22 protein-coding genes and 1 tRNA gene are annotated in these 25,247 nt (G+C 63.7%); 11 read left to right on the forward strand and 12 right to left on the reverse strand.

The genetic code is table 11. From position 1 onward, the window contains the following. From ABD059_RS02945 to ABD059_RS02955, 3 genes are all read right to left on the reverse strand, one after another. Nucleotides 1–406: SRPBCC domain-containing protein (locus ABD059_RS02945; RefSeq protein WP_343877684.1), on the reverse strand; the 406-nt coding region annotated here is incomplete at its 3' end. A 64-nt stretch (nt 407–470) separates the two neighbouring features. After that, a complete protein-coding gene (locus tag ABD059_RS02950; RefSeq protein WP_343877685.1) occupies nt 471–2,927 on the reverse strand; it encodes an ATP-dependent DNA ligase in 2,457 nt (818 codons plus the stop codon). Nucleotides 2,928–3,007: 80 nt separating this feature from the next. Beyond that, nucleotides 3,008–3,499: an SRPBCC domain-containing protein gene (locus ABD059_RS02955; protein ID WP_343877687.1), complete on the reverse strand. Its 492-nt coding sequence runs from the start codon at nt 3,497–3,499 to the stop codon at nt 3,008–3,010. 45 nt (nt 3,500–3,544) lie between these two features. Here ABD059_RS02955 and ku point away from each other — a divergent pair, with 45 nt between their 5' ends. The 7 genes from ku (at nt 3,545) to ABD059_RS02990 (ending at nt 10,924) form a co-directional block, all read left to right on the forward strand. After that, nucleotides 3,545–4,408, forward strand: coding sequence for a non-homologous end joining protein Ku (gene ku / locus ABD059_RS02960; protein WP_343877689.1), 864 nt, complete (start codon nt 3,545–3,547; stop codon nt 4,406–4,408). Further along, nucleotides 4,408–4,677, forward strand: coding sequence for a hypothetical protein (locus ABD059_RS02965; protein ID WP_343877690.1), 270 nt, complete (start codon nt 4,408–4,410; stop codon nt 4,675–4,677). Before ku ends, ABD059_RS02965 begins: the two co-directional genes overlap by 1 nt. A gap of 345 nt (nt 4,678–5,022) precedes the next feature. After that, the gene (locus tag ABD059_RS02970; RefSeq protein ID WP_343877691.1) at nt 5,023–6,342 is read left to right on the forward strand and encodes an ABC transporter substrate-binding protein; all 1,320 of its coding nucleotides are present in this window, start codon (nt 5,023–5,025) and stop codon (nt 6,340–6,342) included. Between the two features lie 60 nt (nt 6,343–6,402). Continuing rightward, nucleotides 6,403–7,509, forward strand: coding sequence for a carbohydrate ABC transporter permease (locus ABD059_RS02975; RefSeq protein ID WP_343877693.1), 1,107 nt, complete (start codon nt 6,403–6,405; stop codon nt 7,507–7,509). After that, nucleotides 7,506–8,405, forward strand: coding sequence for a carbohydrate ABC transporter permease (locus ABD059_RS02980; protein WP_343877695.1), 900 nt, complete (start codon nt 7,506–7,508; stop codon nt 8,403–8,405). The genes ABD059_RS02975 and ABD059_RS02980 overlap by 4 nt, the downstream gene beginning before the upstream one ends. Next, complete coding sequence (locus ABD059_RS02985) at nt 8,405–9,865, forward strand: GH1 family beta-glucosidase (RefSeq protein ID WP_343877696.1); 1,461 nt, start codon at nt 8,405–8,407, stop codon at nt 9,863–9,865. The genes ABD059_RS02980 and ABD059_RS02985 overlap by 1 nt, the downstream gene beginning before the upstream one ends. 39 nt (nt 9,866–9,904) lie before the next feature. After that, the gene (locus tag ABD059_RS02990; protein ID WP_343877698.1) at nt 9,905–10,924 is read left to right on the forward strand and encodes a LacI family DNA-binding transcriptional regulator; all 1,020 of its coding nucleotides are present in this window, start codon (nt 9,905–9,907) and stop codon (nt 10,922–10,924) included. A 67-nt stretch (nt 10,925–10,991) separates the two neighbouring features. Here ABD059_RS02990 and ABD059_RS02995 read toward each other — a convergent pair whose 3' ends face one another. From ABD059_RS02995 to ABD059_RS17695, 6 genes are read right to left on the reverse strand one after another with little or no spacing between them, the layout of a single operon-like run. Then, the gene (locus ABD059_RS02995; RefSeq protein ID WP_343877699.1) at nt 10,992–11,687 is read right to left on the reverse strand and encodes a response regulator; all 696 of its coding nucleotides are present in this window, start codon (nt 11,685–11,687) and stop codon (nt 10,992–10,994) included. Next, nucleotides 11,684–14,206 (reverse strand): ATP-binding protein, encoded by a 2,523-nt coding sequence (locus ABD059_RS03000; RefSeq protein WP_343877700.1) that lies wholly within the window; start codon nt 14,204–14,206, stop codon nt 11,684–11,686. Before ABD059_RS03000 ends, ABD059_RS02995 begins: the two co-directional genes overlap by 4 nt. A gap of 3 nt (nt 14,207–14,209) precedes the next feature. Next, on the reverse strand, nt 14,210–14,809 hold the full coding sequence (gene kdpC, locus ABD059_RS03005; protein ID WP_343877701.1) for a K(+)-transporting ATPase subunit C: 600 nt from the start codon (nt 14,807–14,809) through the stop codon (nt 14,210–14,212). Between the two features lie 22 nt (nt 14,810–14,831). Next, nucleotides 14,832–16,991 carry a potassium-transporting ATPase subunit KdpB gene (gene kdpB / locus ABD059_RS03010; protein ID WP_343877702.1) on the reverse strand — a complete coding sequence of 720 codons (2,160 nt, stop codon included), beginning with the start codon at nt 16,989–16,991 and terminating at the stop codon, nt 14,832–14,834. A 2-nt stretch (nt 16,992–16,993) separates the two neighbouring features. After that, on the reverse strand, nt 16,994–18,667 hold the full coding sequence (kdpA, locus tag ABD059_RS03015) for a potassium-transporting ATPase subunit KdpA (protein WP_343877703.1): 1,674 nt from the start codon (nt 18,665–18,667) through the stop codon (nt 16,994–16,996). Beyond that, on the reverse strand, nt 18,667–18,756 hold the full coding sequence (locus ABD059_RS17695; RefSeq protein ID WP_377959516.1) for a potassium-transporting ATPase subunit F: 90 nt from the start codon (nt 18,754–18,756) through the stop codon (nt 18,667–18,669). The genes kdpA and ABD059_RS17695 overlap by 1 nt, the downstream gene beginning before the upstream one ends. A 338-nt stretch (nt 18,757–19,094) precedes the next feature. On the opposite strand from ABD059_RS17695, the gene ABD059_RS03020 reads away from it, so the two are divergent. The 3 genes from ABD059_RS03020 (at nt 19,095) to ABD059_RS03030 (ending at nt 20,401) form a co-directional block, all read left to right on the forward strand. Further along, nucleotides 19,095–19,171 (forward strand) — tRNA-Val (locus ABD059_RS03020). A gap of 95 nt (nt 19,172–19,266) precedes the next feature. After that, nucleotides 19,267–20,064 carry an SDR family oxidoreductase gene (locus ABD059_RS03025; protein WP_343877705.1) on the forward strand — a complete coding sequence of 266 codons (798 nt, stop codon included), beginning with the start codon at nt 19,267–19,269 and terminating at the stop codon, nt 20,062–20,064. Nucleotides 20,065–20,182: 118 nt separating this feature from the next. Beyond that, complete coding sequence (locus ABD059_RS03030) at nt 20,183–20,401, forward strand: hypothetical protein (RefSeq protein WP_343877707.1); 219 nt, start codon at nt 20,183–20,185, stop codon at nt 20,399–20,401. 33 nt (nt 20,402–20,434) lie between these two features. On the opposite strand, the gene ABD059_RS03035 is transcribed toward ABD059_RS03030, so the two are convergent. Genes ABD059_RS03035 through ABD059_RS03045 form a run of 3 tightly spaced genes read right to left on the reverse strand, consistent with a single transcriptional unit; the run spans nt 20,435 to nt 23,564 of the window. Then, nucleotides 20,435–21,151, reverse strand: a complete 717-nt coding sequence (locus ABD059_RS03035; RefSeq protein ID WP_343877709.1) for a glycosyltransferase family 2 protein — start codon at nt 21,149–21,151, stop codon at nt 20,435–20,437. Continuing rightward, nucleotides 21,148–22,506 carry a bifunctional PIG-L family deacetylase/class I SAM-dependent methyltransferase gene (locus ABD059_RS03040; RefSeq protein WP_343877711.1) on the reverse strand — a complete coding sequence of 453 codons (1,359 nt, stop codon included), beginning with the start codon at nt 22,504–22,506 and terminating at the stop codon, nt 21,148–21,150. Before ABD059_RS03040 ends, ABD059_RS03035 begins: the two co-directional genes overlap by 4 nt. Then, entirely contained in the window at nt 22,503–23,564 is a 1,062-nt protein-coding gene (locus ABD059_RS03045) for an acyl-CoA dehydrogenase (RefSeq protein ID WP_343877713.1), read from the reverse strand. Before ABD059_RS03045 ends, ABD059_RS03040 begins: the two co-directional genes overlap by 4 nt. A 131-nt stretch (nt 23,565–23,695) precedes the next feature. On the opposite strand from ABD059_RS03045, the gene ABD059_RS03050 reads away from it, so the two are divergent. Continuing rightward, complete coding sequence (locus ABD059_RS03050) at nt 23,696–25,195, forward strand: FAD-dependent oxidoreductase (RefSeq protein ID WP_343877714.1); 1,500 nt, start codon at nt 23,696–23,698, stop codon at nt 25,193–25,195. Nucleotides 25,196–25,247 lie beyond the last annotated feature (52 nt).

The following is a 25,247-nucleotide window of genomic DNA, read 5'->3' on the forward strand; positions in this document are numbered from 1 at the left end:
ACACCGCTGGGAAGGACACCTGCTTGAGCACCTTCGTGTCGGTGACGCCAGCCCAGTCGTAGGTCAATGCCACCTCGGTGGAGTCGGGACCCTGTGGGGTCAGCTCCCACACCCACTGCCATCCCGCCGGGTCGGTGCCGGCCTCTGCTGTCTTCCACGCGAGGAGCTTGTTGTGGTCATACCCCACCACATGGTTGTCGGTCTTGTAGTCCCCACCCATCTTGTCCCAGTGCTGGTTCATGGTGAACACCTGCCCGACGGCGGTGATGCGATCCGACTTTTCATCGGACTGCACCATCCCGGAGCCGTCAATCTGGGCGTGCCGCTCGGGGTTGGACAGGACGTTGAAGATGGCATTCGCTGAAGCGTCGATGACGCGGGTTGTGGTGATCGTTTTTTCACTCATTGGTGTTCTCCTTTGATAGTGCTGGTCAAATACGCTGCGGCATGCAGCCGATGAGGCGTTCTCATCAGGTTTCGACGACGACGTCGGACGGCAGTTTGTCGGGCCGCCAACCCCGCCAGACCGGGTGGCGGAGTTTCCCCGCGCCGGTTCGTTCGCTGAATTGCACCTCGCCGACGAGGGCTGGGCGTACCCAGTGCGCATCCGACGCATCAGCGGCAGGCACATCCGCAAGTGGTGCGGTCTTCCGGGACATCTTGCGGAGCCGGGATCCGATTTCCGCGAGGTCGCGTTCGGTCAGGCCCGACCCCACCCGTCCCACGTATTTGAGGTCGACGCCGTCGGGCACAGCGACCAGCAAGGACCCCACCTTGTGGGCCCGGCTGCCTTTGCCCGGCCGCCACCCGACCACCACCACTTCCTGGGTGAGCTGGTCTTTGATCTTGACCCAGTCCCGGGTCCTGCGACCGGCTGTATACGCGCCTGAGCTGCGCTTGGCGACCACCCCCTCCAGCCCGAGCGCCCTGCTGGCCGCCACGGCCTCCTCAAGCGTGACATCCAGCGCTGGGGGCACCTGAATGTGGCCATCCGCGGGGCTGTCCACAGCCTGCTCGAGAATTTCCCGGCGCTGGGCATACTGCAGCTGAAGCAATGAGTTGCCATCGAGGTACAGCAGATCGAAAATCATGAAATGCACTGGCGCTTTGCGGCGTGCGGCGTCAATTTCGGAGCCTTTGGTGAGATTGAAGCGGTTCTGCAGTAGCCCGAAGTCGGGGCGTCCCGACTTGTTCAGTGCCACGATTTCGCCGTCGAGCACAACATTGTTGCCGTTGACGTAGTTGCCCAGATCCGCCAGTTCGGGATACAGCGCGGTCATGTCATTGGCGTTGCGGCTGGTGAGACGCACGCCGTCGGGCGTCACTGTGGCGATTGCCCTGACCCCGTCCCACTTCATTTCAAAAGCCCAGTCCTCATCGGCTCTCACGTCCCCCGCAGATCCGGGGGACGCGAGCATCGGCATCAGCTCCGGCGGGGCCTCGGTGGAGCCCGACGCTGCGGCGTCGGCCGAGGTATCACCCGTGCTCTGGTCTTTCATCAGGTGCATCAACCAGTTCCGTTTACCCGAGCCGTCGCCACCGGTGTGGATGAGGGCGTACCGGCGGATGGCGCTGCCGCTGTGTGCCAGGCCGCCGTCGTCGCGGCCCTGAATGGTGCAGATGACTTCCTTGCCCTCGCGCCACTTCTCGGCGTGGTAGGTTCCGGAATCCCAGATGGACATCTCCCCGGCCCCGTACTCCCCCTTGGGGATGGTGCCCTCGAAGGCGGCATACTCCAGCGGGTGGTCCTCGGTCTGGACGGCGAGGTGATTCCTGTTCGGGGTGTCCGGCGGCCCCTTGGGTACAGCCCAGGAGACGAGGACGCCGTCGCGTTCCAGCCGGAAGTCGTAGTGCAACCGGCGGGCGTGGTGCTCCTGAATGACGAAACGGTTGCCGCCGGTGCCACTGACGCTGTCAGGGATCGGCTCGGGGGTCTTTGTGCGGTCCCGCATGGAGCGGTAGGTGTGCAGGCGGTCAGCAAGGTGGGCCTCGGATGTTGTCGTGTCCCCGGGCTCGGACTTGTCGGAAGTCCCATCCAGCCCGGTGAGGAGATCACCGAGTTCCTGCACCCGGTCCATCATCTGCCGGTAGTCGAGCTGCGCCAGCTCAGGGTCCTCCAGTTCCGCCCAGGTGCGGGGCGCGGCAACAGTGGGGCGCAGCCTGCCGCGCAGGGAGTAGGGCGTCACGGTGGTCTTGTTCCTGTTGTTTTGGCTCCAGTCCACCAGCACCTTCCCCCCGCGCAGGGACTTTTTCATGTCGCTGACCACCTGGTCGGGGTGGTCAGCTTCGAGCGCTCTGGCCAGCTCATGGGCGACGGCGGATACCTCATCGGAGGACTGGGAGCCATCCAGTGCCGCATACAGGTGGATGCCCTTGGAGCCACTGGTGACAGGGTAGGGTTCCAGGCCCATGTCGCGGAGGATCACGCGGGCATGGCGGGCCACCTCGGCGCAATCGCCGAGGCTCACCCCCTCGCCAGGGTCAAGGTCGAGGACCAGCCGGTCCGGAGTGTTGATCTCCCCGTCCGGGCCGAACCTCCACTGTGGAACATGGATTTCCAGAGCCGAAATCTGTCCGAACCAGGTCAGGGTGGCCAGGTCGTTGACCATCGGATACACGTTGACGTGGTCTTTATGGGCGATGGAGTGTCGTTGCACCCACGCAGGCGCCGACTGGTCGAGGTTCTTCTGGAAAAAAACCTGTCCGGGCTGATCCTCGGTTCCCACCCCGTTGACCCAGCGTTTGCGGGTTACCGCCCGGTCCCTGGCGTGTGGAATCAGGTAGCCGGCGATCGCAGCATAGTAGGCGAGAACGTCCGCCTTGGTGGTCCCGGTTGCGGGATAGATCACCTTGTTGAGGTTCGTGAGCCGAAGGCGTTGACCGTCCACAGTGACAGTCTGCTGCTGCTGACCCGTGCTGGAACCCATGGCACCAGTCTTGTCTGGAAGCGCCGCAAACGCCACATGCGCCGGGAAATCAGGGCACTGGATCCTTTCCCGGAGTGCTGTTAGTGGCTGAACTTCTCCTGGTAGTGGGCGACAAGGCGCTCCCAGTCAGCAGGGTTCTGGCCCAACGGACGCTCGTTCAGGAGATCGTCGAGGCCAATCAGCGTAAAGTGCCAGCCCGCCGCCGAGCTACCCGCGGCGTCTTGGTCCTGCAGGGTATTGGAGAGGGTCAGCAGGCAGCCGGCGTCGCCGTCGTGCGCCAACTCCCAGCGCAGCACCTCGCGATCCCAGGTGTAGGCGAGAAGGTGCGGCTTCTCGGCTTCGAGGACCGCGCCTTTGGTGGGCCGCTCCCCAGGAAACGTGAAGGTCACTTCGGCGCCTTTGCGCGGAAGCAGGTCCAGTTCGCAGGGGAACCAATACTTGAGTTTGCGGGGGTCCGTCAGGTGCTTCCAGAGCACTGATACGGGGAAGTTGTACCGCATCTCGAACCGGAGGACGGGCTTGCCGTCGACTGTGGTCGTGGTGACCGTGGGCTCAGCTTTTTCAGGATTCACCAATTCATCGTATCCGCGGAACCCAAACACTGGTTCACTTGGTACATGAGAGCCATCTGGAAGGGCGCCGTCGCTTTTGGGCTGGTCAATGTACCGGTGAAGGTCTATAGCGCCACCGAAGACCACGACATCAGCCTCCACCAGGTCCACGACAAGGACGGCGGCCGGATCCGCTATCAGCGCCGCTGCGAGATCTGCGGGGAGGTGGTCGAATACAAGAACATCGACAAGGCGTACGACGACGGCGAGCACACCGTGGTGCTCACCGACGAGGACTTCGCGACCCTGCCCGTCGAGAAGAGTCGGGAAATTGGCGTCGTCGAATTTGTGCCCAGCGACCAGATTGACCCGATCATGCTGGACCGGTCCTATTTCCTGGAGCCGGACTCCAGTTCCAATAAGGCTTATGTGCTGCTGCGCCGCACCCTTGAGGAAACCGACCGCACGGCGATTGTGCAGTTCACGCTGCGGCAGAAGAGCCGGCTCGGTGCGCTGCGGGTGCGTGGGGACGTCCTGATGCTGCAGACGCTCCTCTGGGACGACGAGGTACGCGAGGCCAGGTTCCCAGCCCTTGACGAGCGGGTACGGATCTCGGCCAAGGAGAAGGAAATGTCGGCCGCGCTGGTGGACTCCTTCTCGACCGATTTCGATCCTGAGAACTTCACCGATGAGTACCAGGAACAGCTGCGCACCCTGATCGAGGCGAAGCTTGAGAAGGGGGAAGCCCTCGACACTGAGGAAACGTTCGGGGACTCCGATGACGACGAGGGCGGCGGCAAAGTCCTCGACCTGATGGAGGCGCTGCGGCGCAGCGTGGAGAAGAACCGCGAAAAGAAGGGCACGTCGGACTCGACGAAAACAACCGAGTCGAAGAAGGCACCATCCAAATCCAAGGCAAAGGGCGCCTAGTGGCACACACCGGATCATTGCTCCCCAGCTTCTTCACCAACGCCCGCGGTGAACAGACCATTGCGCAGGCTCCCAACGCCCCAGTACTCGGCTGGACACTCTTCGGGCTCGCTTCCCGGATGGCCCTGCGGGAGGAAAACCGGGTGCTGCTGCGAACTCTCAGCCGGGTGTGCCTCGGACTGTGGGCAGTTCTTGAGCTGACCCGCGGTGACAGCGGATTCCGCCGGACCATGGGCGGTCTTACCCTCGGCTGGCTAGCCACACGGTAGCCAGCCGCTCCCACTCACTGTCCCGCCGGGACATTCCACCCCCTGGGCGCCAAGTTGTGCGCCATTCTTGGGCCCTGCCGTGTGCAGGTTTCCCCACGTTCTGGCCATTGAGGGGCCGGTTTGACGGCGTGTTCCAGTCCGACGCGCGCCCAGGGGCCAAGAACCTGGGGAATCCTGCACTGCTCCGCAACCATTCGACAATAACCATTCGTCAACAACCATTCGTCAACATGAGAGAGCGCTCTCTTGACGATGTGACATTCCGCACATACAGTGGACTCACACCTCAGAGAGCGCTCTCTCGCTTAGTCGGCGTATGTCGCTCACACACACAAAGGAGTGACCGTGGAATACTCGCGACTCAGGAAAATCACCGCCCTCGCCGGCGTCGCATCCCTTGCGTTAGTGGCGTCGGGCTGCGGCGGCGGCGGGAACGGAGAGCCGGCTGGCGCCGATAATCCCATTGCCTTGACCGTCACCACCTTCGGACAGTTCGGCTACGACGACCTCTACGCCGCGTATGAGGATCAGAACCCCGGCGTCACCATCGAAGCGACGAACATTGACGGCAGCGCCAATGCCCGCACCGACGCCTTCACCAAGCTCGCGGCGGGGTCGGGCCTCAGCGATGTTGTTGCAGTCGAGGAAGGCTGGCTCGGCTCCATCATGGAGGTGTCGGATCAGTTCGTCGACCTCAATGAACACGGCGCTGCGGACATCAAGGACAACTGGGTGGACTGGAAGTTCGAGCAGGGCACCGATCCCGAGGGACGGGTGATCGGGTACGGCACTGACATTGGACCCCAGGCTCTGTGCTTCAACCGCACCCTCTTCGAGGAGGCCGGGCTGCCGACCGACCGCGAGGAAGTTGCCGAGCTGTTCGGCGGTGACGAAGCAACCTGGGAAACCTACTTCGATCTGGGCCGTCAGTACAACGAGGAAACCGGCAAGGCCTGGTACGACCAGTCCAGCTTCGTCTGGAACTCGATGGTCAACCAGATGGAAGAGGGCTACTACACGGCTGACGGTGAGTTGAATGTCGAGGGCAACGAGGCGATGCGCGCCCAGTTCGATCTGCTGGCCGGTGGAACCCTTGATGGTCTCTCCGCCAACCAGACCCAGTTTGACTGGGGCAACGGACAGGCCTTCGTGGACGGCTCCTTCGCGGTTCACGTCTGCCCGGCCTGGATGCTCGGCACCATCAAGGAACAGCTTGAGTCCGCCGGCGGCGGAGCTGAGAGCGGTTGGGACGTCGCGGACGTTTTCCCCGGTGGGGCCTCGAACTGGGGTGGAGCTTTCCTCTCCGTCCCCGAGAGCTCTGAGCACCCCGCTGAGGCAGCCAAACTTGCTGCCTGGCTGACCGCGCCCGAGCAGCAGGTCAAGCAGTCCGCTGCTGCGAACAACTTCCCGAGCACCCTTGAGGCGCAGGCGGAAATCGTGGAAGCGGCGGTCCCCAATGAGCTGTTCAATAACGCTCCCTATGGCGCCGTCTTCGAGTCCCGGGCCGAAGGCGTTGTTGCCCAGTTCAAGGGACCCTACGACTCGGTGATCCAGGAGAACGTGTTCGCACCCGCCGTGAAGCTCCTCGATACGGGTGAGGGCACGGCAGATGAGGCCTGGGAAGAAGCACTGACCCTCCTCAATGACCAGGTCGTCAACAACTAGCAACACCCGGCCGCGGGGCCCCGGGACTACCGGGGGCCCCGCAGGGAGTCTGAGATCATCATGACTACGACATTGAACCGCCCGGCGGCTGGCAAAGCCGCAACGAAACCCGCAGTCACCTTCCGGCAACGCCTCAGCGTTTTCGACCTGAAGGTTTCCCCCTACCTCTACATCGCCCCGTTCTTCATCCTGTTCGCGTTGGTGGGACTGTTTCCCCTCGGCTATACCTTCTTCGTCTCCCTGTTCGACTGGCACCTGCTCAGGGGACAGGGCGAGTTTGTGGGCCTGCAAAACTTCCAGGAAGTTCTCCAGGACCGCTTCTTCTGGAACTCCCTGTTCAACACCATGAGTATCTTCCTGCTCTCCACCATCCCGCAGCTCGTGGTGGCTATCACCATCGCAGCCATCCTGGACCAGAACCTGCGGGCCAGGACGTTCTGGCGGATGAGCATCCTGTTGCCCTACGTGGTCACCCCGGTGGCCGTGGCAATGATCTTCGCGAACATGTTCGGCGAGCAGTACGGGTTGGTCAACAACATCCTCGCAAGCTTCGGCGTCGACCCGATCATGTGGAAGAACGAGACCCTCCCCAGCCACATTGCTATCGCGACCATGGTGAACTGGCGGTGGACCGGCTACAACGCGCTGATCCTGCTCGCCGCGATGCAGGCAGTGCCCAGGGACATCTACGAGTCGGCGGCGATCGACGGCGCTGGGCCGTTCCGGCGATTCTTCAGCATCACCCTGCCGAGCATCCGGCCCACCATGATCTTCGTGGTCATTACCGCAACCATCGGTGGACTCCAGATCTTTACGGAGCCACGGCTCTTCGACCCCAGGACCGCGGGCGGGACGGCAAAGCAGTTCCAGACCACTGTGCTCTACCTCTGGGAGATGGCGTTCCAGCGCCAGAACTTCGGGAAAGCTGCCACGATCGCGTGGATTCTTTTCCTGATCATCGTGCTCTTCGGCGTGATCAATTGGCTCATCTCGCGGAGGATCGCCACCAGTGGCGATGACCGTGGTGGAACCCGGCGGGCACGCCGCCGAAAACGACCTGTCGCCCCTGCGGCAGTCCTCCCCGCCGTCGGCGCGCAGCCACCGGCACCCTCGGCAGACCCTGCCGGAGAGCCACTGGCGGGACCAACAGCAAGGAGCGGACGATGACTGTCACCCAGACCCGACCCGCGGCAAGGAAGTCACCGACGCCGCGGTCGCTCGCGGCGCGCAAGGCACTCTTCGGGAATGGCCGCCGGCCGGGTTTTCTCACCTATGGACTCCTGATTGCCTTCTTCCTTGCCTCGGCCTACCCCCTCTGGTGGTCGGTGATCATCGGGAGCCGCTCCAATGAGGCCCTGGGACAGACCTGGCCCCCGCTCCTCCCTGGCGGTAACTTCTGGACGAATGTCGGCGAAGTATTCGACACCATTCCCTTCTGGCTCGCGCTCGGGAACAGCATACTGATTTCGAGCATCATCACTGTCTCGGTGGTGGGATTCTCCACCCTCGCCGGTTACTCGTTCGCGAAGCTCAAATTCAAGGGACGGACCGGTCTGATGGTCGCCGTGGTCGCGACGATGGCCATTCCCACACAGCTCGGCATCATTCCGCTGTTCATGCTGATGCGCACCCTCGGGTGGACTGGTGAGATCGGCGCCGTCGTCATCCCCACCCTGGTTACCGCGTTTGGAGTCTTTTTCATGCGCCAGTACCTGGTGGATGTCATCCCCGATGAGCTTATTGAGTCCGCCCGAATGGACGGGGCCTCGATGATCTCCACCTTCTTCCATGTCGCCCTTCCCGCGGCACGGCCAGCGATGGCTATCCTCGGATTGTTTACGTTCATGACCGCGTGGACTGACTTCCTCTGGCCGCTACTGGTGCTCGACGCCGGCAACCCCACTCTGCAGACGGCACTCAGCCAACTGCAGTCGGCACGCTACGTCGACTACTCGATTGTTCTCGCCGGCGCTGTGCTGGCAACACTTCCGCTGCTGGTGCTCTTCGCCGTCGCGGGCCGTCAACTCATTTCCGGAATCATGCAAGGAGCAGTGAAGGGCTAATGCCATTGAATGCAACACACCACGGTGCCACCGGTGCCGACCCCGCCCGCCACTGGCCGCCAGGCTTCCTATGGGGTTCGGCCACCGCTGCTGCCCAGGTGGAGGGTGCAAGCCATGAGGGCGGGAAGGAGGATTCCGTCTGGGACGCTTTCGCCCGCGTGCCGGGAGCGGTCGCCCACGGGGACACCCCAGAGAATGCGGTCCAGCACTATCACCGGATGCCCGAGGATGTTGCGCTCATGAAAGACCTTGGGCTGGGCTCCTACCGGTTCTCGACCAGCTGGGCGCGGGTGCGTCCGGGCGGTCGCGGGCCCAACGCCGAGGGATTGGACTTCTACTCCCGCCTCGTCGACAACCTCCTGGAGGCCGGGATCCTGCCGTGGCTGACCCTCTACCACTGGGACCTGCCGCAGGCGCTCGAGGAGAAGGGCGGCTGGGCGAACCGGGATACGGCGTTGCGGTTCGTTGACTACGCCAATGACGTCTATTCCGTACTTGGGGACCGGGTGCAGCACTGGACCACCTTCAACGAGCCGTTCTGCTCGTCCCTGCTGGGCTATGCCGCGGGCGTTCACGCGCCTGGTCGGCAGGATCCACGCGCCGCGGTGGCAGCCATTCATCACCAGCACCTGGCGCACGGTCTGGCAGTCAACGAACTCCGGCACCGCGGGGCCCAGCACCTCGGGATCACGCTCAACCTGAGCAACTCGATCCCCCGCGATCCCACCGACCCGGTGGACCTCGACGCGGCCCGCCGGTTCGACTCCCTGCAGAACCGGATCTTCCTCGACCCGATCCTGCGCGGCGCCTACCCCGAGGACACCCTCGCAGACCTGGAGCAGTTCGGCATCCGGGAAGTGATCCAGCCGGGCGACCTCGACGTGATCGGCACCCCCCTCGATTTCCTGGGCGTCAACCACTATCACGACGACCTGATCAGTGGACACCCGAACGCTGAGGGGGGCGACGGTCACTCCGGCGGCGCCACCCGCCCGACCTCGTCCTGCTGGATCGGTTCGGAGGACATCGCGTTCCCGAGCCGAGGGCTGCCACGCACCGCCATGGACTGGGAGGTCAACCCGGATGGGCTGCGTGACCTGCTCGTCCGGCTCGGCGAGGAGTACCCGACGCTGCCCCCGCTGTACGTCACCGAGAACGGTGCCGCGTACGACGACGACGTCAGCAGCGACGGGTCGGTCCACGACGAGGAGCGCACCCGTTTCATCCTCGATCACATCGCCGCCGTCGGCGAAGCACTCGACAAGGGTGCGGATGTCCGCGGCTACTTCGTCTGGTCTCTCCTGGACAACTTCGAATGGTCCTGGGGGTACGGCAAGCGATTCGGAATAGTGCGGGTTGACTACGACTCGTTCGAGCGGACGGTCAAAGACAGTGGACTGGCGTACTCGCGCGTCATTTCCGGTGCCCGGACACCGTCGCTCTCCCCGACAGCCGCTTAAAGTAGTCTCAGCAATACATACGAGGCTTCGGAGAAAACAATGACGCAGGACGCAAGCGGACCCCGGCCGGTCGCCACCCTGGAAATGGTGGCGGCGCTGGCCGGGGTTTCACGGGCCACGGTCTCCCGCGTCGTCAACGGTTTACCGAGTGTCGACCCAAAGCTCGCGCAATCGGTAAAAAAGGCGATCCTCGCACTGGACTACACCCCGAACCGTGCCGCCCGGTCTCTCGCCAAGCGCCGGGCGAACACGGTCACCCTGATCGTCCCCGAGTCGACGTCGAAGGTCTTCGCCGACCCCTTCTTCGCCTCGGTGGTGGAGGGCATCGCCAGGTACCTGACCGACACCGACTACACCCTCAACATGGTCATCTCGTCGGAATCGAAGCCGGAGAAGACCCGCAGTTTCCTGCTCGGCGGCAACGTCGACGGCGTCCTGGTGGTCTCCCACCACAGCGGCGACCACTCCTGGACGCACCTCTCGGGGTCACTGCCGATGGTGTTCGCTGGCCGCCCGCTGGTGGGCGGCAAGGAGAGCTACTACGTTGAGGTCGACAACGAGCAGGCTGCCTACAACGCCACCCGCCAACTCATCGACTCAGGGCGGAAGCATGTGGCGACGATCGCCGGACCCCAGGACATGCCACCCGGTATTGACCGGCTCGCCGGCTGGCGGACCGCCGTCCAGGAGGCAGGGCTCGGGGAGGCGCTGGTGGAGACCGGTGACTTCACCCAGGTGTCCGGGACCCGCGCGATGCAGAGCCTACTGGACCGTGGCGACCCCCTGGACGCCGTCTTTGCGGGAAATGACCAGATGGCCGCGGGAGCGTACACCGCGATTCAGGGGAGGGGCCTGCGCATCCCCGAGGATATCGCCGTCGTCGGGTTCGACGACGATTCCTTCGCCACCTCGGTGACACCCGCGTTGACCACCGTGCACCATCCGATCATCGAACTGGGCGGGAAGATGGCTGAGACCCTGGTGAACCTGATCGAGGGAATCCCGACCGACCGGGTAACGGTGCTTCCCACCTCTCTCGTCATCCGCGATTCCGTGTAACGAGGTTTGGGACCAACGGCACGCCGTTCCCGCCAACGTTGCCGGACCGGCCACCGAAGGTCTTTGCTCAGTCCTGAGGTGAGCCGCCCGGAACAAAGCGGTACCCCATCCCAGGCTCAGTGATGAAATGCTGAGGCCGGGGCGGTTCTGGCTCAAGCTTTTTCCGCAACTGACCGACATACAGTCGGAGGTAACCGGTGTCGTGTGCGTGCTGAGGGCCCCATACCCGCTCCAGAAGAGTCTGCTGGGTGACAAGCCGGTCAGGAAAACTCAGGAGCACCTCCAACAGCTTCCATTCCGTTGGTGTCAACCGGAGAGTCTCACCCGTGTTCACCCGTGACACCGTCTTTGCTGCCAGATCGACGCTAACGCCGCTGAAGGTGATGGTGGGCTCGCGGGCCACCGTCGGCGTGCTGCGCGTCAGCGCCCTCATCCGTGCCAGAAGCTCGTCGGTGGAGAACGGTTTAGTGACGTAATCGTCGGCGCCGGCATCGAGCGCCTCCACCTTGTCTCTGGAAGTGGCTCGCCCCGACACCACCAGAATGGGCACCTTGCTCCATCCGCGAATCCCCGCTATGACTTCAAGTCCGTCGATCATCGGCATTCCCAGATCCAGGACAACTATGTCTGGCTGCTGATCGGCAGCGCGTCGAAGGGCTGCAGCCCCGTCCTCAGCAGTAACAATCTGATGGCCCAACGCGGTCAACGTGATGCGCAGCGCCCTGAGAATTTGAGGATCATCATCGGCAATCAGTATCTTCACGGTTGATCCCCTTCATGTTCTGGAGGGGCCCCAGCAAGGGGATCATCTTCTGCGAGGGGAAGAGTAATCACCATGGTGGCTCCACCCCCTGGCGTATCTTCAATGTCAAGGGTTCCTCCCATGCCTTCGACGAACCCTTTGGAAAGTGCCATCCCCAGTCCAAGTCCGGTTTGGTTGTCGGTATCTCCCAGCCGTTGAAATGGAACAAACACGTCGTCCCGTCGCTGCTCGCTAATCCCTGGCCCTGTGTCGATGACACGGATGTCCGCTGTACTCCCGAACCTACTCGCGGACAGCACCACCTGCTGCCCGGCCGGGTTGAAACGCTGCGCGTTGGCCAACAGGTTAACCAACACACGTTGCAACAGGCCGGGATCCGCCAGAATCTGAACAGGCTCCTCAGGTAGGTCCAGTTCCACATCGGCGGGACCCAGCCCTAGTTCCTCCAACGCGGGGAGGAGCGCGTCCTCGACCCCCACCGGACGAATCGCGACACCGAGAACACCTGCCTGCAACCTGCTGACGTCGAGCAGATCGGTAACGAGGCCCGCGAGACTTCCAAGGCTCTGCTCGGCCGTTTCCAGGAGTTCGTTTCGGTCCTCAGAGGACCAGTCGACGTCGGCCGACCGGAGTCCCGTTACGGCGGCTGTGGCCGCAGCGAGGGGCCTGCGCAGGTCATGCCCGACAGCGGCGAGCAGCGCGGTTCGCACCCGATCTGCCTCGGCCAAGGGCGCAACCTCACTGGCGACAGCCGACAATTCTCGATAACCAAGTGCCGTGTCCAGCTGGGCAGCAATAACAGCCAGCAGGCGACGGTCTGATGCCGCGAGGCTCCTGCCGAAGAGCTCCAGTTGCGCCAGTTCTCCGACCGGCAAGATGGCTGAAGGCTCACCTGGGAGTAGATTACCCGCCCTCGCGATCGTCTCTCTGCCGTCGTACAATCGGACGCCGTCGAGGCCGAACGCTTCAAGGGTTCTGCCGAGAAGTGCTTCGATGGCGTCGCCGCCGCGCAGCACGCTCCCCGCGACTGTGGCCAGGAGATCTGATTCTGCTGCGGCTCTTCGGGCGGCGCGGCTGCGCCGGGCCGCGCTATCCACCACGAAACTCACCAGAACCGCGTTGATGACGTAGAGGATCAGGGCGACAAACTGGATGGGGCTGTTGATGGTCAGGGTGTACAAGGGGTCAATGAAGAAGAAGTTCAGAGTGATCCCGGACAGCACCGCAGCGAACAACGCCGGCCAGATTCCGCCGATCAACGCCGCTACCACCACCAGCAGTTGGTAGGCGAGGACGTCGCTGGTGATTGACGCTTCAGACCTGGCCGCGACGAGGGCCTGCGTCAGCAGCGGACCACCAGCCAGCGCGAAGAGGAATCCCGTGATGCGGCGCCGTGGGGTCAGTGCCCCTCCGATCTGGGGCAGGGTGAAACGACCGCCAGCCGCCGCGTGTGTCACGATGTGAACGTCGATGTCGCCGGATTCGCGGATCACCGTCGCTCCGATCCCCGGCCCCGACAGGAGAGCGGCAAGGCGTGGCCGCCTGCTGACACCGATCACCAGCTGCGACGCGTTCACTCCCCTGGCGAATTCAACTAGGTCCCGGGGAATGTCGCTACCAACCACCTGATGGAACTGGCCACCAAGTTTCTCCACCAGGGCACGCTGTAACGCCAGTTCGCCCGCGTTCAGGGGTCGGAGACCGTCGGGCATGGTGATGTGCACGGCGTGCAGTTCACCCCCCGCCGACCGTGCCGCGATGCGGGCACCCCTGCGGAGGAGAGTCTGTCCCTCTGGGCCACCCGTGAGGGCGACCACCACCCGTTCCCTGGCGACCCAACTGTTGTCGATCCCCTTTTCGGCGCGGTACCGCTTGAGCGCGCTATCCACCTCGTCAGCCAGCCACAGGAGGGTCAGTTCGCGCAGCGCGGTGAGGTTGCCCAACCGGAAATAGTTCGAGAGCGCTGCGTCCACTCGGGTTGACGGGTAGATGAGCCCCTCGGCCAGCCTGTCGCGCAGCGCGGACGGCGACAGGTCGACCACTTCGATCTGATCGGCCAGTCGCAACACTGAATCGGGAATGGTTTCCCGCTGGGGAACACCGGTGATCTGCCGCACCACGTCGTTGAGTGACTCAATGTGCTGGACGTTGACCGTAGAGATGACATTGACGCCGGCATTCAGGAGTGCCTCGACGTCCTCCCACCGTTTCGGATGCGGCATACCGGGAGCATTGGTATGTGCCAGCTCGTCGACCAGCGCGATGCTCGGCCGGCGGTCCAGCACCGCGTTGAGGTCCATTTCGGTCAGCTCCACCCCGCGGTGTCTGACCAACGTCCGCGGCACCACTTCAAGACCCTCGACCATTGCCGCAGTTGCGGAGCGCCCGTGGGTCTCCACTACTGCGACCACTACGTCCCTACCCTCGCCTACCAGCCGTCGGCCCTCTTCGAGCATGCTGTAGGTTTTGCCCACACCGGGGGCGGCCCCCAGAAATACCCGAAGCTGTCCGCGCGTCATTGTCTAAGTGTCCATAGCTTCCAGGGCCAGGTTCAACTCCAGCACGTTCACTGTCCGCTCCCCCAGGTAGCCCAGGTCCCGCTCCTTGATATGGGAGCGCGTCAGATTCTCGACGTCTTCCACCTGGAGTCCGCGGGCCTGCGCCACCCGGGCCACCTGGAGGAGGGCGTACTCGGGGCTGATGTGCGGATCCAGCCCCGACGCGGAGGTGGTCAGGGCCTCGGCGGAAATATTGCCAACCCCCTCCAGATCCTCGATGGCTACTCGCCTGTCCGTGACGGCACTGACGAGTGCCTCGCTTTCGGGACCCAGGTTACTGCCGCTGGACGCGCCGCCGTCGTAACCATCACCAGCAGCCGATGGCCTCGACTGGAACCACTCCGTCAGGGCCACGCCGTCGTCATCGGTGAAGGACTGTCCGATCAGGCTGGACCCAACTGTCTGGCCAGAATCCTGCACCAGTGAACCGTTTGCCTGGCTCGGTAAGGCCAACTGGGCGATCCCTGAGATCGCCAGCGGATACCCCAGACCCAGCACCAGGGTAAAGACCAGCATTGCCCGCAAGCCCACCCACAGCCCGCTGATACCTCGAGTTGCACTCATGATGTTGCCGCCTGTCTGTGAGCTAGAAACCTGGGATGAGGCTGATGATGAGATCAATGATTTTGATGCCGCTAAAGGGAGTGATCACGCCACCCAGGCCGTACATCAGGAGATTGCGGTTCAGCACCGCCGACGCCGATGCGGGGCGATACTTCACCCCACGCAGCGCCAGAGGTATCAGCGCGACAATGACCAGGGCGTTGAAGATGACCGCCGAGAGAATGGCCGACGACGGCGAGCTCAGCTGCATCACATTCAGTGTCGCGAGCCCCGGGAAAACCCCCACAAACATTGCCGGGATGATGGCGAAGTATTTGGCGATGTCATTGGCGATCGAGAACGTGGTGAGAGCACCGCGGGTGATGAGCAACTGTTTGCCGATGCGGACCACATCGATCAGTTTGGTCGGATCTGAATCGAGGTCCACCATGTTCCCGGCTTCTTTCGCCGCGGAGGTCCCGGTGTTCATGGCCATCCCCACGTCCGCCTGAGCCAGAGCGGGCGCGTCATTGGTACCGTCTCCGGTCATCGCCACCAGGTTGCCGCCCTGCTGTTCGGCGCGGATCAACCGCATTTTGTCTTCCGGCGTCGCTTCCGCGAGGAAGTCGTCGACACCCGCCTCAGCCGCAATGGCCCGGGCAGTCAGCGGGTTGTCACCGGTGATCATGACGGTGCGGATGCCCATGCTGCGCAGCTCAGCGAACCGTTCCGGAAGTCCCTGCTTCACCACGTCCTTGAGATGGATCGCGCCGAGAAGCACCGCCGTCCCGTCCGCTCCTCGCTCGGCAACCACCAGCGGGGTCCCTCCGGCGGAGGAGATCCCCTCCACCAGAAGACCCAGTTCGGCGCGGACGCCGTCGTCACCAGCGGTCGTGCCGTCCACCCAGGCGAGGACTGCACTTGCCGCACCCTTGCGCACCTGCGATCCGTCAGGGAAGTCCATGCCGCTCATGCGGGTTTGCGCAGTGAACGGGACAGCTTCTCCCTCGACCTCGCGTTCACCGGAGAATCCTGAAGCTCTCGCCAGGTCAAGGATTGACTTGCCTTCAGGGGTGGGGTCACTGAGCGACGAAACCCACGCAGCCCGAACCAGGTCCGCTGTGGGGACCCGTGAAATTGAGGAAAATTCGCTGGCCTGCCGGTTCCCGTACGTGATGGTGCCGGTCTTGTCGAGGAGCAGTGTGGTCACGTCCCCTGCCGCTTCGACGGCCCGCCCGGACATGGCCAGCACATTGCGCTGCACCAGCCGGTCCATTCCAGCAATGCCGATCGCCGATAGCAACGCCCCAATCGTGGTGGGGATCAGGCAAACGAGCAACGCCACCAGGACGGGCACGCTGACTTGTGCGCCGGAGTAGCTTGCGAGGGGATTCAGGGTCAGGATTACCACCAGAAACACGATCGATAGCGCAGCCAGCAGAATATTCAGCGCAATTTCGTTGGGCGTCTTTTGCCGCGAGGCCCCTTCCACCAGCCGGATCATCCGGTCGACGAACGATTCGCCCGGCTGGCTCGTGATACGGACGACGATCCGGTCCGAGAGCACCCCAGTGCCTCCGGTCACCGCCGACCGGTCGCCGCCGGATTCCCTGACAACGGGGGCTGACTCGCCTGTGACGGCCGATTCATCGACCGATGCAATCCCCCAGATGATCTCGCCGTCGCCGGGGATCGTTTCGCCCGCCGAGACGATAACTGTGTCACCGAGGCGAAGGTCAGCTGAAGCCACCTCCCCGACGACTGCCCGGTGTGCGCCCGGGTCACTCGACTCGTCATAGGATTCCACCCGATACGCCGGAGTGCTGGTGCGGGTGCGCCGCAGGCTGGCAGCCTGCGCTTTCCCCCTGCCCTCGGCAACCGATTCCGCGAGGTTGGCGAACAGCACAGTCAGCCAGAGCCAGAGCGCCATGATCCAGGTGAAGGCGCCCGGCACTGCCTCGCCTCCGGAGGCCTGTGGGCCACCCAGGAACGGTTCAGCGATGGCGATCAGAGTGATCAGCAGCGCCCCGACCTCGACAATAAACATGACCGGCGACCGCCACATCTGCCGCGGGTCGAGTTTGCGGAAGGCCCCGGGGACGGCCGCCAGGAGTTGCGCTGGACCAACGGACCGCGGGCGGGAGCCCGACGGCGGCGCCGCCTGGGCGGGCGCAGTAGAGGGTACTTGGGTGGTAGTGGACATTTCTAGAGCAGTCCTTCCGCAAGGGGACCCAGTGCGAGCACCGGGAAGAAGGTGAGGGCAGTGACGACCACTGTGACTCCGCAGAGCAGCGTCACAGATTGGAGCTTGTGAGTCGGCAACGTGCCGGCAGTGGAGGGGACCTTGTCCTGGGAGGCGAGTGACCCTGCCAGAGCCAGCACGAACACCATGGGAAGAAACCTCCCCAGCAGCATCGCTACGCCGAGAGCGGTGTTCAGCCACGGGGTGTTCGCGGTCAGACCGGCGAAGGCCGACCCGTTGTTGTTGCCGGCTGAGGTGAACGCGTAGAGCACCTCAGAAAACCCGTGGAGGCCGGGGTTGTAGATGGAGGTGGCCATCACATCCGCCCTGACCGCCGGGATGGCGAAGCTCAGGGCGGTGCCTGTAAGCACAATGATGGGCATGGCCAGGATGTACAGGCTCACGATTTTGATCTCCCGCGACCGGATCTTCTTTCCGAGGTACTCAGGAGTGCGCCCCACCAGCAGACCGGCGATGAACACGGTCAGCACGGCGAGAATCAGCATGCCGTACAGTCCCGACCCCACACCCCCCGGTGCCACCTCGCCGAGCATCATATTGATCATGGGCAGCATGCCACCGAGTGCAGTGAAACTGTCATGCATCGAGTTGACGGCACCGGTGGAGGTGAGGGTACTGGTCGACCCGAACAGCGTGGAACCCGCGATTCCAAACCGCTGCTCCTTGCCTTCCATCGCCGCCCCGGCAGCTTGAGGTCCGGCACCTGAACCGTTCAGTTCGAGCGCTGTGAGCGAGACCATCGACACCGTATAAATCACGGCCATCGCGGCGACAATGGCGTACCCCTGTTTGCGGTCACCGACCATAGTGCCAAATGTGCGTGGCAGGCTGAAAGGTATAGCCAGCATCAGCAGAATCTGAAACAGACTGGTCCAGGCCGTGGGATTCTCAAACGGATGGGCCGAATTGACGTTGAAGAAGCCGCCCCCATTGGTTCCCAGAATCTTGATGGCTTCCTGGGAGGCTACCGGGCCACCCGGTAGGGTCTGCAGGGCTCCCGTCAGCGTGGTCACAGAGGTGAAGCCGTTGAAGTTCTGGATCACCCCACCAGCAACGAGTACGACGGCGGCCACCACTGCGCCAGGTACCAGGATCCGGAGGGTGCCTCGGGTGAGGTCCATCCAGAAATTTCCCACGGTGTTGGCTCCACGCCGCGAGAATCCGCGCACCAAGGCAATAGCCACCGCCATTCCCACCGCGGCGGATAGGAAGTTCTGAACTGTCAGACCAGCCATCTGGACCGCATAGCCGAGAGTGACTTCGGGTGAATAGGACTGCCAGTTGGTGTTGGTGACGAAAGAGATAGCTGTGTTGAATGCCAGACCTTCGGGCACCGGTGGCAGCCCCAACGACGCAGGGAGCAGCGCCTGGGCCCGTTGCAGCAGGTACAGGATCAGCACCCCGAGGCCAGAGAAGACGAGCACACTCCTGGCATAGGACTGCCACGACTGTTCGGACCCGGGATCGGAACCAATCAGTCGATAGAAGCCGGCTTCAACCCTGAGGTGTCGTGGCGACGTGTAGACCGCGGCCATGTAGTCCCCCAGCGGCCGGTGAAGAAGGGCCAGGATGGCCACCACTGTGAGGAACTGCGCAGCGGCTAACCAAAGTTCCATCAGAACCGCTCCGGTTTCATCAGCGCATAGGTCAAATAGCAAACCGCTGCCAGGCCAAGGCTGATGGCAAGGATGTCGAACAGGATCACAGTCCATCCACCACCTTGGCTGCCAACACAACAACCGCAAAGAGCACAATCACTCCCGCGACGTACACGATGTCAAGCACGAGGAACCCCATCTGACTGGACTGGCGCCCCGGTTCAGGAGCGCCGGCACATTTTGGTGCCTCACTGATTAGATACCCGCCTTCAGCCCCAACCCGTGGTCTTTATGGGATCCTCACGCCCAACCGGTGAACCCCTACACCTTCTTTACGGGCACAATAGTCTTCGGTTCATGCACCGTCAGCACCAACGAATTTCCTGTGGCCCGAGTATGGCCTAAACTAACAACTGTCCTCCTGCGTCTGCAGGACATGACACCTGCCTGTGTAGCTCAGTCTGGTAGAGCATCCGCTTCACACGCGGAAGGCCCGGGGATCAAGGCCCCGCGCAGGCACCACCACCGGCCCAACGCCTCAGCGTTGGGCCGGTTTTGTGTCCCGGGAAGGTCAGCACGCTTGCTTTCGTTGCTGAATCCTCGGAAGGATAGGGACTATGGCATACACACCCAGCACAGCAATAGTCACCGGCTCCGACTCCGGCATCGGCCGGGCCACCGCCCTCGCCCTCGCCGAGGCGGGGTGCGACGTCGGGATTACCTGGCACTCCGATGAGGACGGCGCCAACGAGACTGCGCGTCTGGTCCGCGAGCTTGGACGTTCTGCGGTGGTCTCCCAGTTGGACACCACTGACGCTCCCGCCTGCGGAGATGTCATCGAGAAGATGATCAGCGAACTTGGCGGACTCGACGTGTTCGTCAACAACGCGGGCGTCAATGGCGGGACGCCCTTCATGGAGACCAGCTACGACGAATGGCGTGGCACCGTCGCCGCAAACCTGGACGGGGCGTTCGTCTGCATCCAGCGCGCGGCGGCCCAGATGATTTCGGCAGGGAACGGAGGCCGGATCATCGCCGTCACCAGCGTGCACCAGGAACAGCCCCGCGTCGGCTCCGCGGCCTACGATGCGTCAAAGCACGGCCTTGGTGGGCTGATCAAAACGATCGCCCTGGAACTCGGCGATCAGGGAATCACCGCCAACGCCGTACTTCCCGGTGAGATTTCGACGGCGATGAACGATGCCGAGGACGACGACGCTCACGAGATCGACCGTCCGGGCATTCCGCTGGGCCGCCCCGGCGCCTCCGAGGAAGTCGCGGCAGTAATTGCGTTCCTCGCCTCCCCGGCGTCCAGCTATGTCAACGGCGCCTCATGGGTGGTCGACGGCGGCATGCTCCAGATGGGCCCGCAGGCCGGTTCCCACCTGACCACTGGTAAGTGGCGAACAGTCTGACATTGCACGCCAGAGTGCCGGAGGCCACCCCGAACGCTCAGGCGGCATTCACTTGCCGTTCAGACAGGCGCAGTACGTTGAGGACATCAACTTCCCGTACTGAAAGGACCCACCGACCATGGAAACGTCGCCTCAGCCCCGCGGGGTCATCTCGGACTGGGCCACCCTTCGCCGTGGGCAACGGGTCGCGTTCAACCACGACAGCGATGGCCCCGTAGCGGGGGTTGTCGAGATGCGCACCGACGACGCCTCGGTGCTTTGGATTCAGCTCAACGAAGGTGCCGGCCGCCGGCTCATCCATCGCGAAGACGGATACCGGCTCAAACGGGCTGACTGATCCCGGACCTACTGTTTGCCCCGCTTTCCCTACTCACAGGGGAAGGTCCCGCAAGTAGCCGGCGAACCCGCCGGGTGTCCTGCCCGTTGTTCTGGCAGATGTCGTGGCCCTGATGGAGTCCACCGCCGCCCACTTCACCCCCTGCGATTTCAGCCGCTCGATCAGATCTGCATCCTCATGGATGTCCAAGGCGGCGAACCCCCCGGCTGCCTGGTAACTGTCCGCCCGGAATCCCAGGTTCGCGCCGTGCACGTAGGCGTGGCCGTCGTCGAGCGGGTGAGCCGCGTGCCAGGCGTGCTCCAGCGCGGCATCCAGGCCTACCGGGTTGGGAACCACTGTCCCCAGGACCAGCTCCACTCCCGTGGCAGCCATCCGGCACTGCTCGACGAGCCAATGGTCGGGTACCTCGGTGTCGGCGTCGGTGTTCGCCACCCAGATCTGGCTGGCCGGTTGCCGAAGCTGACCCAGGGCGTGGGTGATCCCGGCTCTGCGTGCCAATCCCACCGATGCGAAATCGACGGCCAGAGGCTGGGCTAGCGGATACTTGGCCACCACGTGTGCCGAAGCGTCGGTACATCCGTCCAGTACCACTGTGACGGACAGGACCACCGACGGGTACGCGTCGGCGAGCGCCCTGCCTGCCTCATCGAGGGCGGTCAGGCACCGCGGCAGGCTCTCCTCCTCGTTCCGGGCCGGTACGACGACGGCGACCGCCACCGGCACCGGCACCGGCACGGACGACTCATTCACAGCACACCGGTCGCTCTGGCCACCGACACCGCCGGTGGCCGCACCAGGAGGTCAATGCGGAAATCCTCTTCGCGGTGTTCTGCAAAAACAGCAAGTGATGAGGCCGAGCGGAATAGTTCGTGAACGGTGTCCCCATCCAGTTCCCAGCCGTCTATCGGGTGCCGCCAGTGGCACAGGAGAATGACCCCATCGGCTGCCAGCGAGGCGACCGCACGCGCCACGACATCAAGCAATTGTGTCCGGCTGAGGAAGTAGCCCACCTCGGAGATGACGATCAGGTCGAAGTCCCCAGGCGGCCAATCCCGTGGCACGGAGGCAACCCGGGCGGTCGCCCCGGGGTAATCGCTCAACCGTTCCTGTGTAGCTGCCACAGCCGTTGGGCTGATATCCAGGGCAAGGAGGGAATCCGTGCGCGCGGCGAGCTCGGCGGACAGTACACCGATGGAGCAACCCAGTTCGAGTGAAGCCGCAAACCGTTCCCGCGGTAACAGCGCCAGAGCCACCGAACGTTTTCGTCGTTCATAGAAGCGGTCTTGGAGCCCCCATGGATCGTCGGCGTCGGCGTGCAGCCGTTCAAACACACCCGAGGATGGGGTGGGGATGAAGGTCTCAAAACCGCGGGCGAAGTGGTCAAGGAACCCCGGGGCGAGCAGTGCTTCGTCCCCCGGCTCGTCGGACAGGGGTGCCGTCTGGCTCGCATGCATGAGCAGAGCCGACTGCTTAAGCGTCTGCTCATCGCCGGCAAGTTCAAGGATTTCAAGCTGGTCCCACGGCGCTTCGGAGGAATCCGGCGTCGCCCAGTGCCACAGCCACACGGGGTATTCAAGCAGCGGAAGGTTCAGTTCCGCTGCCAGCTGTGCCGCGGCCAGGCCGCCGGCTTCGTGATCCGCGTGCCCGTCCCCTCGCCACGGGGCCACCAACAAGGTACGTTCGCCCGGACGCCCCCCGGCGGCAACAATGCGTCGGAGCTGTTCGGCGAGTTCTTCGGCATCCAGCCCGCCGTCGGGAAGGTTGAGGAAGTGGGTCCGTGCTGAAGGTGCCAACAATTCGACGGCCTGCTCAAGTTCAATTTGCCGCAGCTCCGCCAGCTGGACGGCAGTGTGGGTCGGGGAATTCGGGTGGGACGCTTCGCCGTTGGTGGCAACGACTATGTCCATGGCAACTCCTGCGCGGGCCATGCGTCGCACCAGCCCGGCCGCCCCCAGCGTCTCGTCATCGGGGTGTGCTGCAACCACTATCACCCGCTCCGGCATTCTCCCGTCGAAGAGGGCCTCGATGCTGAGCCGGGCATCGCTGCGCCAGTCCTGGCTCCAGCGGTGCTCGGGCGTTCCGGCGTCCTCATGTGAAAAGGTCACCACGGGGAAACCCCGGTGCCCTGGAGGTGGCGACCCAGTGCTGCTGCGTCCCGTTCGGCGTGATGTTGGCGGAGATATACCTGCAGATCCGCCACCCTCCGGGCATGGTCCTCCTCCAAGGCCAGGGGTGCCGGACCAAGCCCGTGGCCCACTATCCGAAGGATTGCTTCGGCAGCGTCGGCAACAACGCCCCTCACCCGCGCAGCCAGCAACGCCCCGACAGCACCGCTGGCCCGACCTGCGTCGATGTCGGTTGCGGCCGCGGCGAGGGCCTCCCGCGCGGCATACAGATGCCGGTCCACCTCCCCGAGGTACATCAGCGCCAGCTGATCGGGGGTTCGTTCCTCCACGGAGCGCAGCAGCCGCCGGGCAATACCGACCGCGCCGCCGTACCAACAGGCAGCCACCCCCAGCCCTCCCCACGCAAACCCGTCGCGCTGGAGATACCAATTGTCGGCACCTACGGGGCGGGCGGATGCCGCATCATAATCAGTGGGGCCACTGTCCACCGCTGCCAGCCCACGGCTAACCCAGGTACCGCGGATAACCTGAACGGCCGGTTGGCGCAGGTCTACGCTGAAGGCGCGCCGTTCGCCATCCGGAACATGGGCCGTCACTATCGCGTAGTCCAGCTTGGCCGCCAGCGAGCACCAGGGTTTCCGCCCGGTCAGCTGCCAGCTGCCGTCACTGTTGAGAGAGTGGTGCGCTTCCAGGCGGTGTCCGGGCGCCTCGGCGGCGAACACCCCCCAGGTTCCCGGTGCAACTGGAAGGTCGGCTTGCCGCAGGATGGCTACCGCGTCAAGGTGCGGTTCAACGGTACGCGCCACCGACAGGTCGGCTGCTGCAATGGTGGCCAGGGTCTCCCACAGGGTCAGGGTGGATCCTCCGCCCGGCAGGGGGGTGCGGTCACCAAGCTCGGAGGCAAGTGTCAGTGCACGTGACACCGAGCCAGCCGCCGCGACAGCGCTCCCGTAAAGGGTGTCCTGGGTGTTTGACTCGCTATCCAAAAGCACTGACCGCTTCGGTGTCGTCACATCATCCTCTTCCTCTAGCGGCATGATAATCAGCATACTTACTCAATCCGGGGTCCGCCGTCGTCAACCACACCGCAAGACCTCTGCGGGTCCTTGACGGGAACAGTTTTTGGGAGTGGGCTTAGGTCCCACAACCCGACGGCGGAAGGCATCCGATGACATCCCTTTGGCAGGCAACCCGTCCGCAGCTCCCAGCCGACCCGTTCACGCCCGGCGCCACCTACGACTCAGTGGTCGTGGGGGCAGGGCTTACCGGAATCAGTACCGCGCTGTTGCTGGCACGCTCAGGCCAACGGGTCGCAGTACTGGAGGCGAGGCGCGCAGGGGATGTCACCACCGGAAACACCACGGGCAAAATATCACTCCTTCAGGGGACCCAACTTTCCTCTATTATCCGGCACCACGACGCCGAGACAGCCCGCCACTACGTCACCGGCAACCTTGAAGGGCAATCCTGGTTATTGCGGTTCTTCCGCGAACACGGTATCCCGTTCGACACTCGGGACGCGGTCGCCTACTCCGTCACCGACGCCGGTGCTGCTGCGCTGAAAACCGAACGCGAGGCGTGCGTCGCGGCGGGGCTGTCCCCGGTGTTGCAGGACACCTCCTCCCTGCCGTTCGCCGTTACTGGTAGCCTCCGCCTCCCGGGGCAAGCACAGTTTCATCCGCTGCGGGGTCTAGCTGGCCTGGCAGCTGATTTCAGGTCCCATGGCGGCCACCTGAGTGAAGGAGTCCGGGTGCAGGGGATCAGCACCGGAAAGCTGAAGGGGGACAAAATTAAGGTCAAGACCCCTCGCGGGGCGGTGTGGGCTGAGCATCTGATCCTGGCAACAGGTACCCCCATTCTCGATCGGGGCGGACACTTTTCAGTCCTCACCCCTCAGCGGTCCTATGCTGTTGCTTTTGCCGTCGAGAGCCTGGCTTTTGAGGGCATGGATGAGATGTTCCTGTCCATCGACGGACCGACCCGCTCCCTGCGCACCGCCGTCGTTGATGGACAGACGTACCTGATCGCTGGTGGCAATGGCCACCCGGTCGGCCGTGAGACCCATACGCAAGCCCTGGTCGATGATCTGGTGCGCTGGACCCAGCAACACTTTCCGTCGGTGCGGCCGGTTTATCAGTGGTCGGCTCAGGACTATGAACCCGCGTCAGCCCTGCCCTATGTGGGCAAGCTTCCACTGAGCCGACACAACATTTACGCCGCCACCGGATACAACAAGTGGGGTATGACCAACGCCGTCGCGGCGGCCTTGGCCTTATCGGCCGAAATTCTCGGCGGGCAGATGCCGTGGGCGAACAAGCTGTATGCCACCCGCGTCGCCCGGCAGGACGCGTTCAGCACTGTCAAAACAAACGCCGGTGCCGGACTGGAACTCCTGAACGGCTGGCTTAGCGGCTTGGCGCGAACCAGCACCGTCAGCCCACCGGAGGGTCAAGGGGTGGTGGTCCGCAACGGCGCCCGCCCTGAGGGGGTCTGCGTGGTCGACGGCGTCACCCACCGGATTTCGGCGGTCTGCCCCCACCTGGGCGGTGTTCTCGGCTGGAACGACGCCGAGAAGTCCTGGGACTGCCCCCTGCATGGATCGCGATTCTCGGCGGAGGGAACCCTCCTGGAAGGCCCCGCCACCCGCGACCTCACTCAGGGCAGCTGACGCTGGAACCTTCCCAATTCGTTCACCCACTGTTCACCTGTATCGTAAATGA

It is taken from the genome of Arthrobacter flavus (assembly GCF_039526005.1).
In the GTDB taxonomy this organism is placed as follows: domain Bacteria; phylum Actinomycetota; class Actinomycetes; order Actinomycetales; family Micrococcaceae; genus Arthrobacter_D; species Arthrobacter_D flavus.

What these genes read in the sequence shown, in the direction of transcription:
- ABD059_RS03000 (WP_343877700.1), bottom strand. Translation starts at nt 14,206, where the DNA reads ATGACGCGCGGACAGCTTCGGGTATTTCTGGGGGCCGCCCCCGGTGTG.
- ABD059_RS02990 (WP_343877698.1), top strand. Translation starts at nt 9,905, where the DNA reads ATGACGCAGGACGCAAGCGGACCCCGGCCGGTCGCCACCCTGGAAATG.
- ABD059_RS03030 (WP_343877707.1), top strand. Translation starts at nt 20,183, where the DNA reads ATGGAAACGTCGCCTCAGCCCCGCGGGGTCATCTCGGACTGGGCCACC.
- ABD059_RS02980 (WP_343877695.1), top strand. Translation starts at nt 7,506, where the DNA reads ATGACTGTCACCCAGACCCGACCCGCGGCAAGGAAGTCACCGACGCCG.
- ABD059_RS02975 (WP_343877693.1), top strand. Translation starts at nt 6,403, where the DNA reads ATGACTACGACATTGAACCGCCCGGCGGCTGGCAAAGCCGCAACGAAA.
- kdpB (WP_343877702.1), bottom strand. Translation starts at nt 16,991, where the DNA reads ATGTCCACTACCACCCAAGTACCCTCTACTGCGCCCGCCCAGGCGGCG.
- ABD059_RS03025 (WP_343877705.1), top strand. Translation starts at nt 19,267, where the DNA reads ATGGCATACACACCCAGCACAGCAATAGTCACCGGCTCCGACTCCGGC.
- kdpC (WP_343877701.1), bottom strand. Translation starts at nt 14,809, where the DNA reads ATGAGTGCAACTCGAGGTATCAGCGGGCTGTGGGTGGGCTTGCGGGCA.
- kdpA (WP_343877703.1), bottom strand. Translation starts at nt 18,667, where the DNA reads ATGGAACTTTGGTTAGCCGCTGCGCAGTTCCTCACAGTGGTGGCCATC.
- ku (WP_343877689.1), top strand. Translation starts at nt 3,545, where the DNA reads ATGAGAGCCATCTGGAAGGGCGCCGTCGCTTTTGGGCTGGTCAATGTA.
- ABD059_RS02985 (WP_343877696.1), top strand. Translation starts at nt 8,405, where the DNA reads ATGCCATTGAATGCAACACACCACGGTGCCACCGGTGCCGACCCCGCC.
- ABD059_RS03050 (WP_343877714.1), top strand. Translation starts at nt 23,696, where the DNA reads ATGACATCCCTTTGGCAGGCAACCCGTCCGCAGCTCCCAGCCGACCCG.
- ABD059_RS02950 (WP_343877685.1), bottom strand. Translation starts at nt 2,927, where the DNA reads ATGGGTTCCAGCACGGGTCAGCAGCAGCAGACTGTCACTGTGGACGGT.
- ABD059_RS03045 (WP_343877713.1), bottom strand. Translation starts at nt 23,564, where the DNA reads ATGCCGCTAGAGGAAGAGGATGATGTGACGACACCGAAGCGGTCAGTG.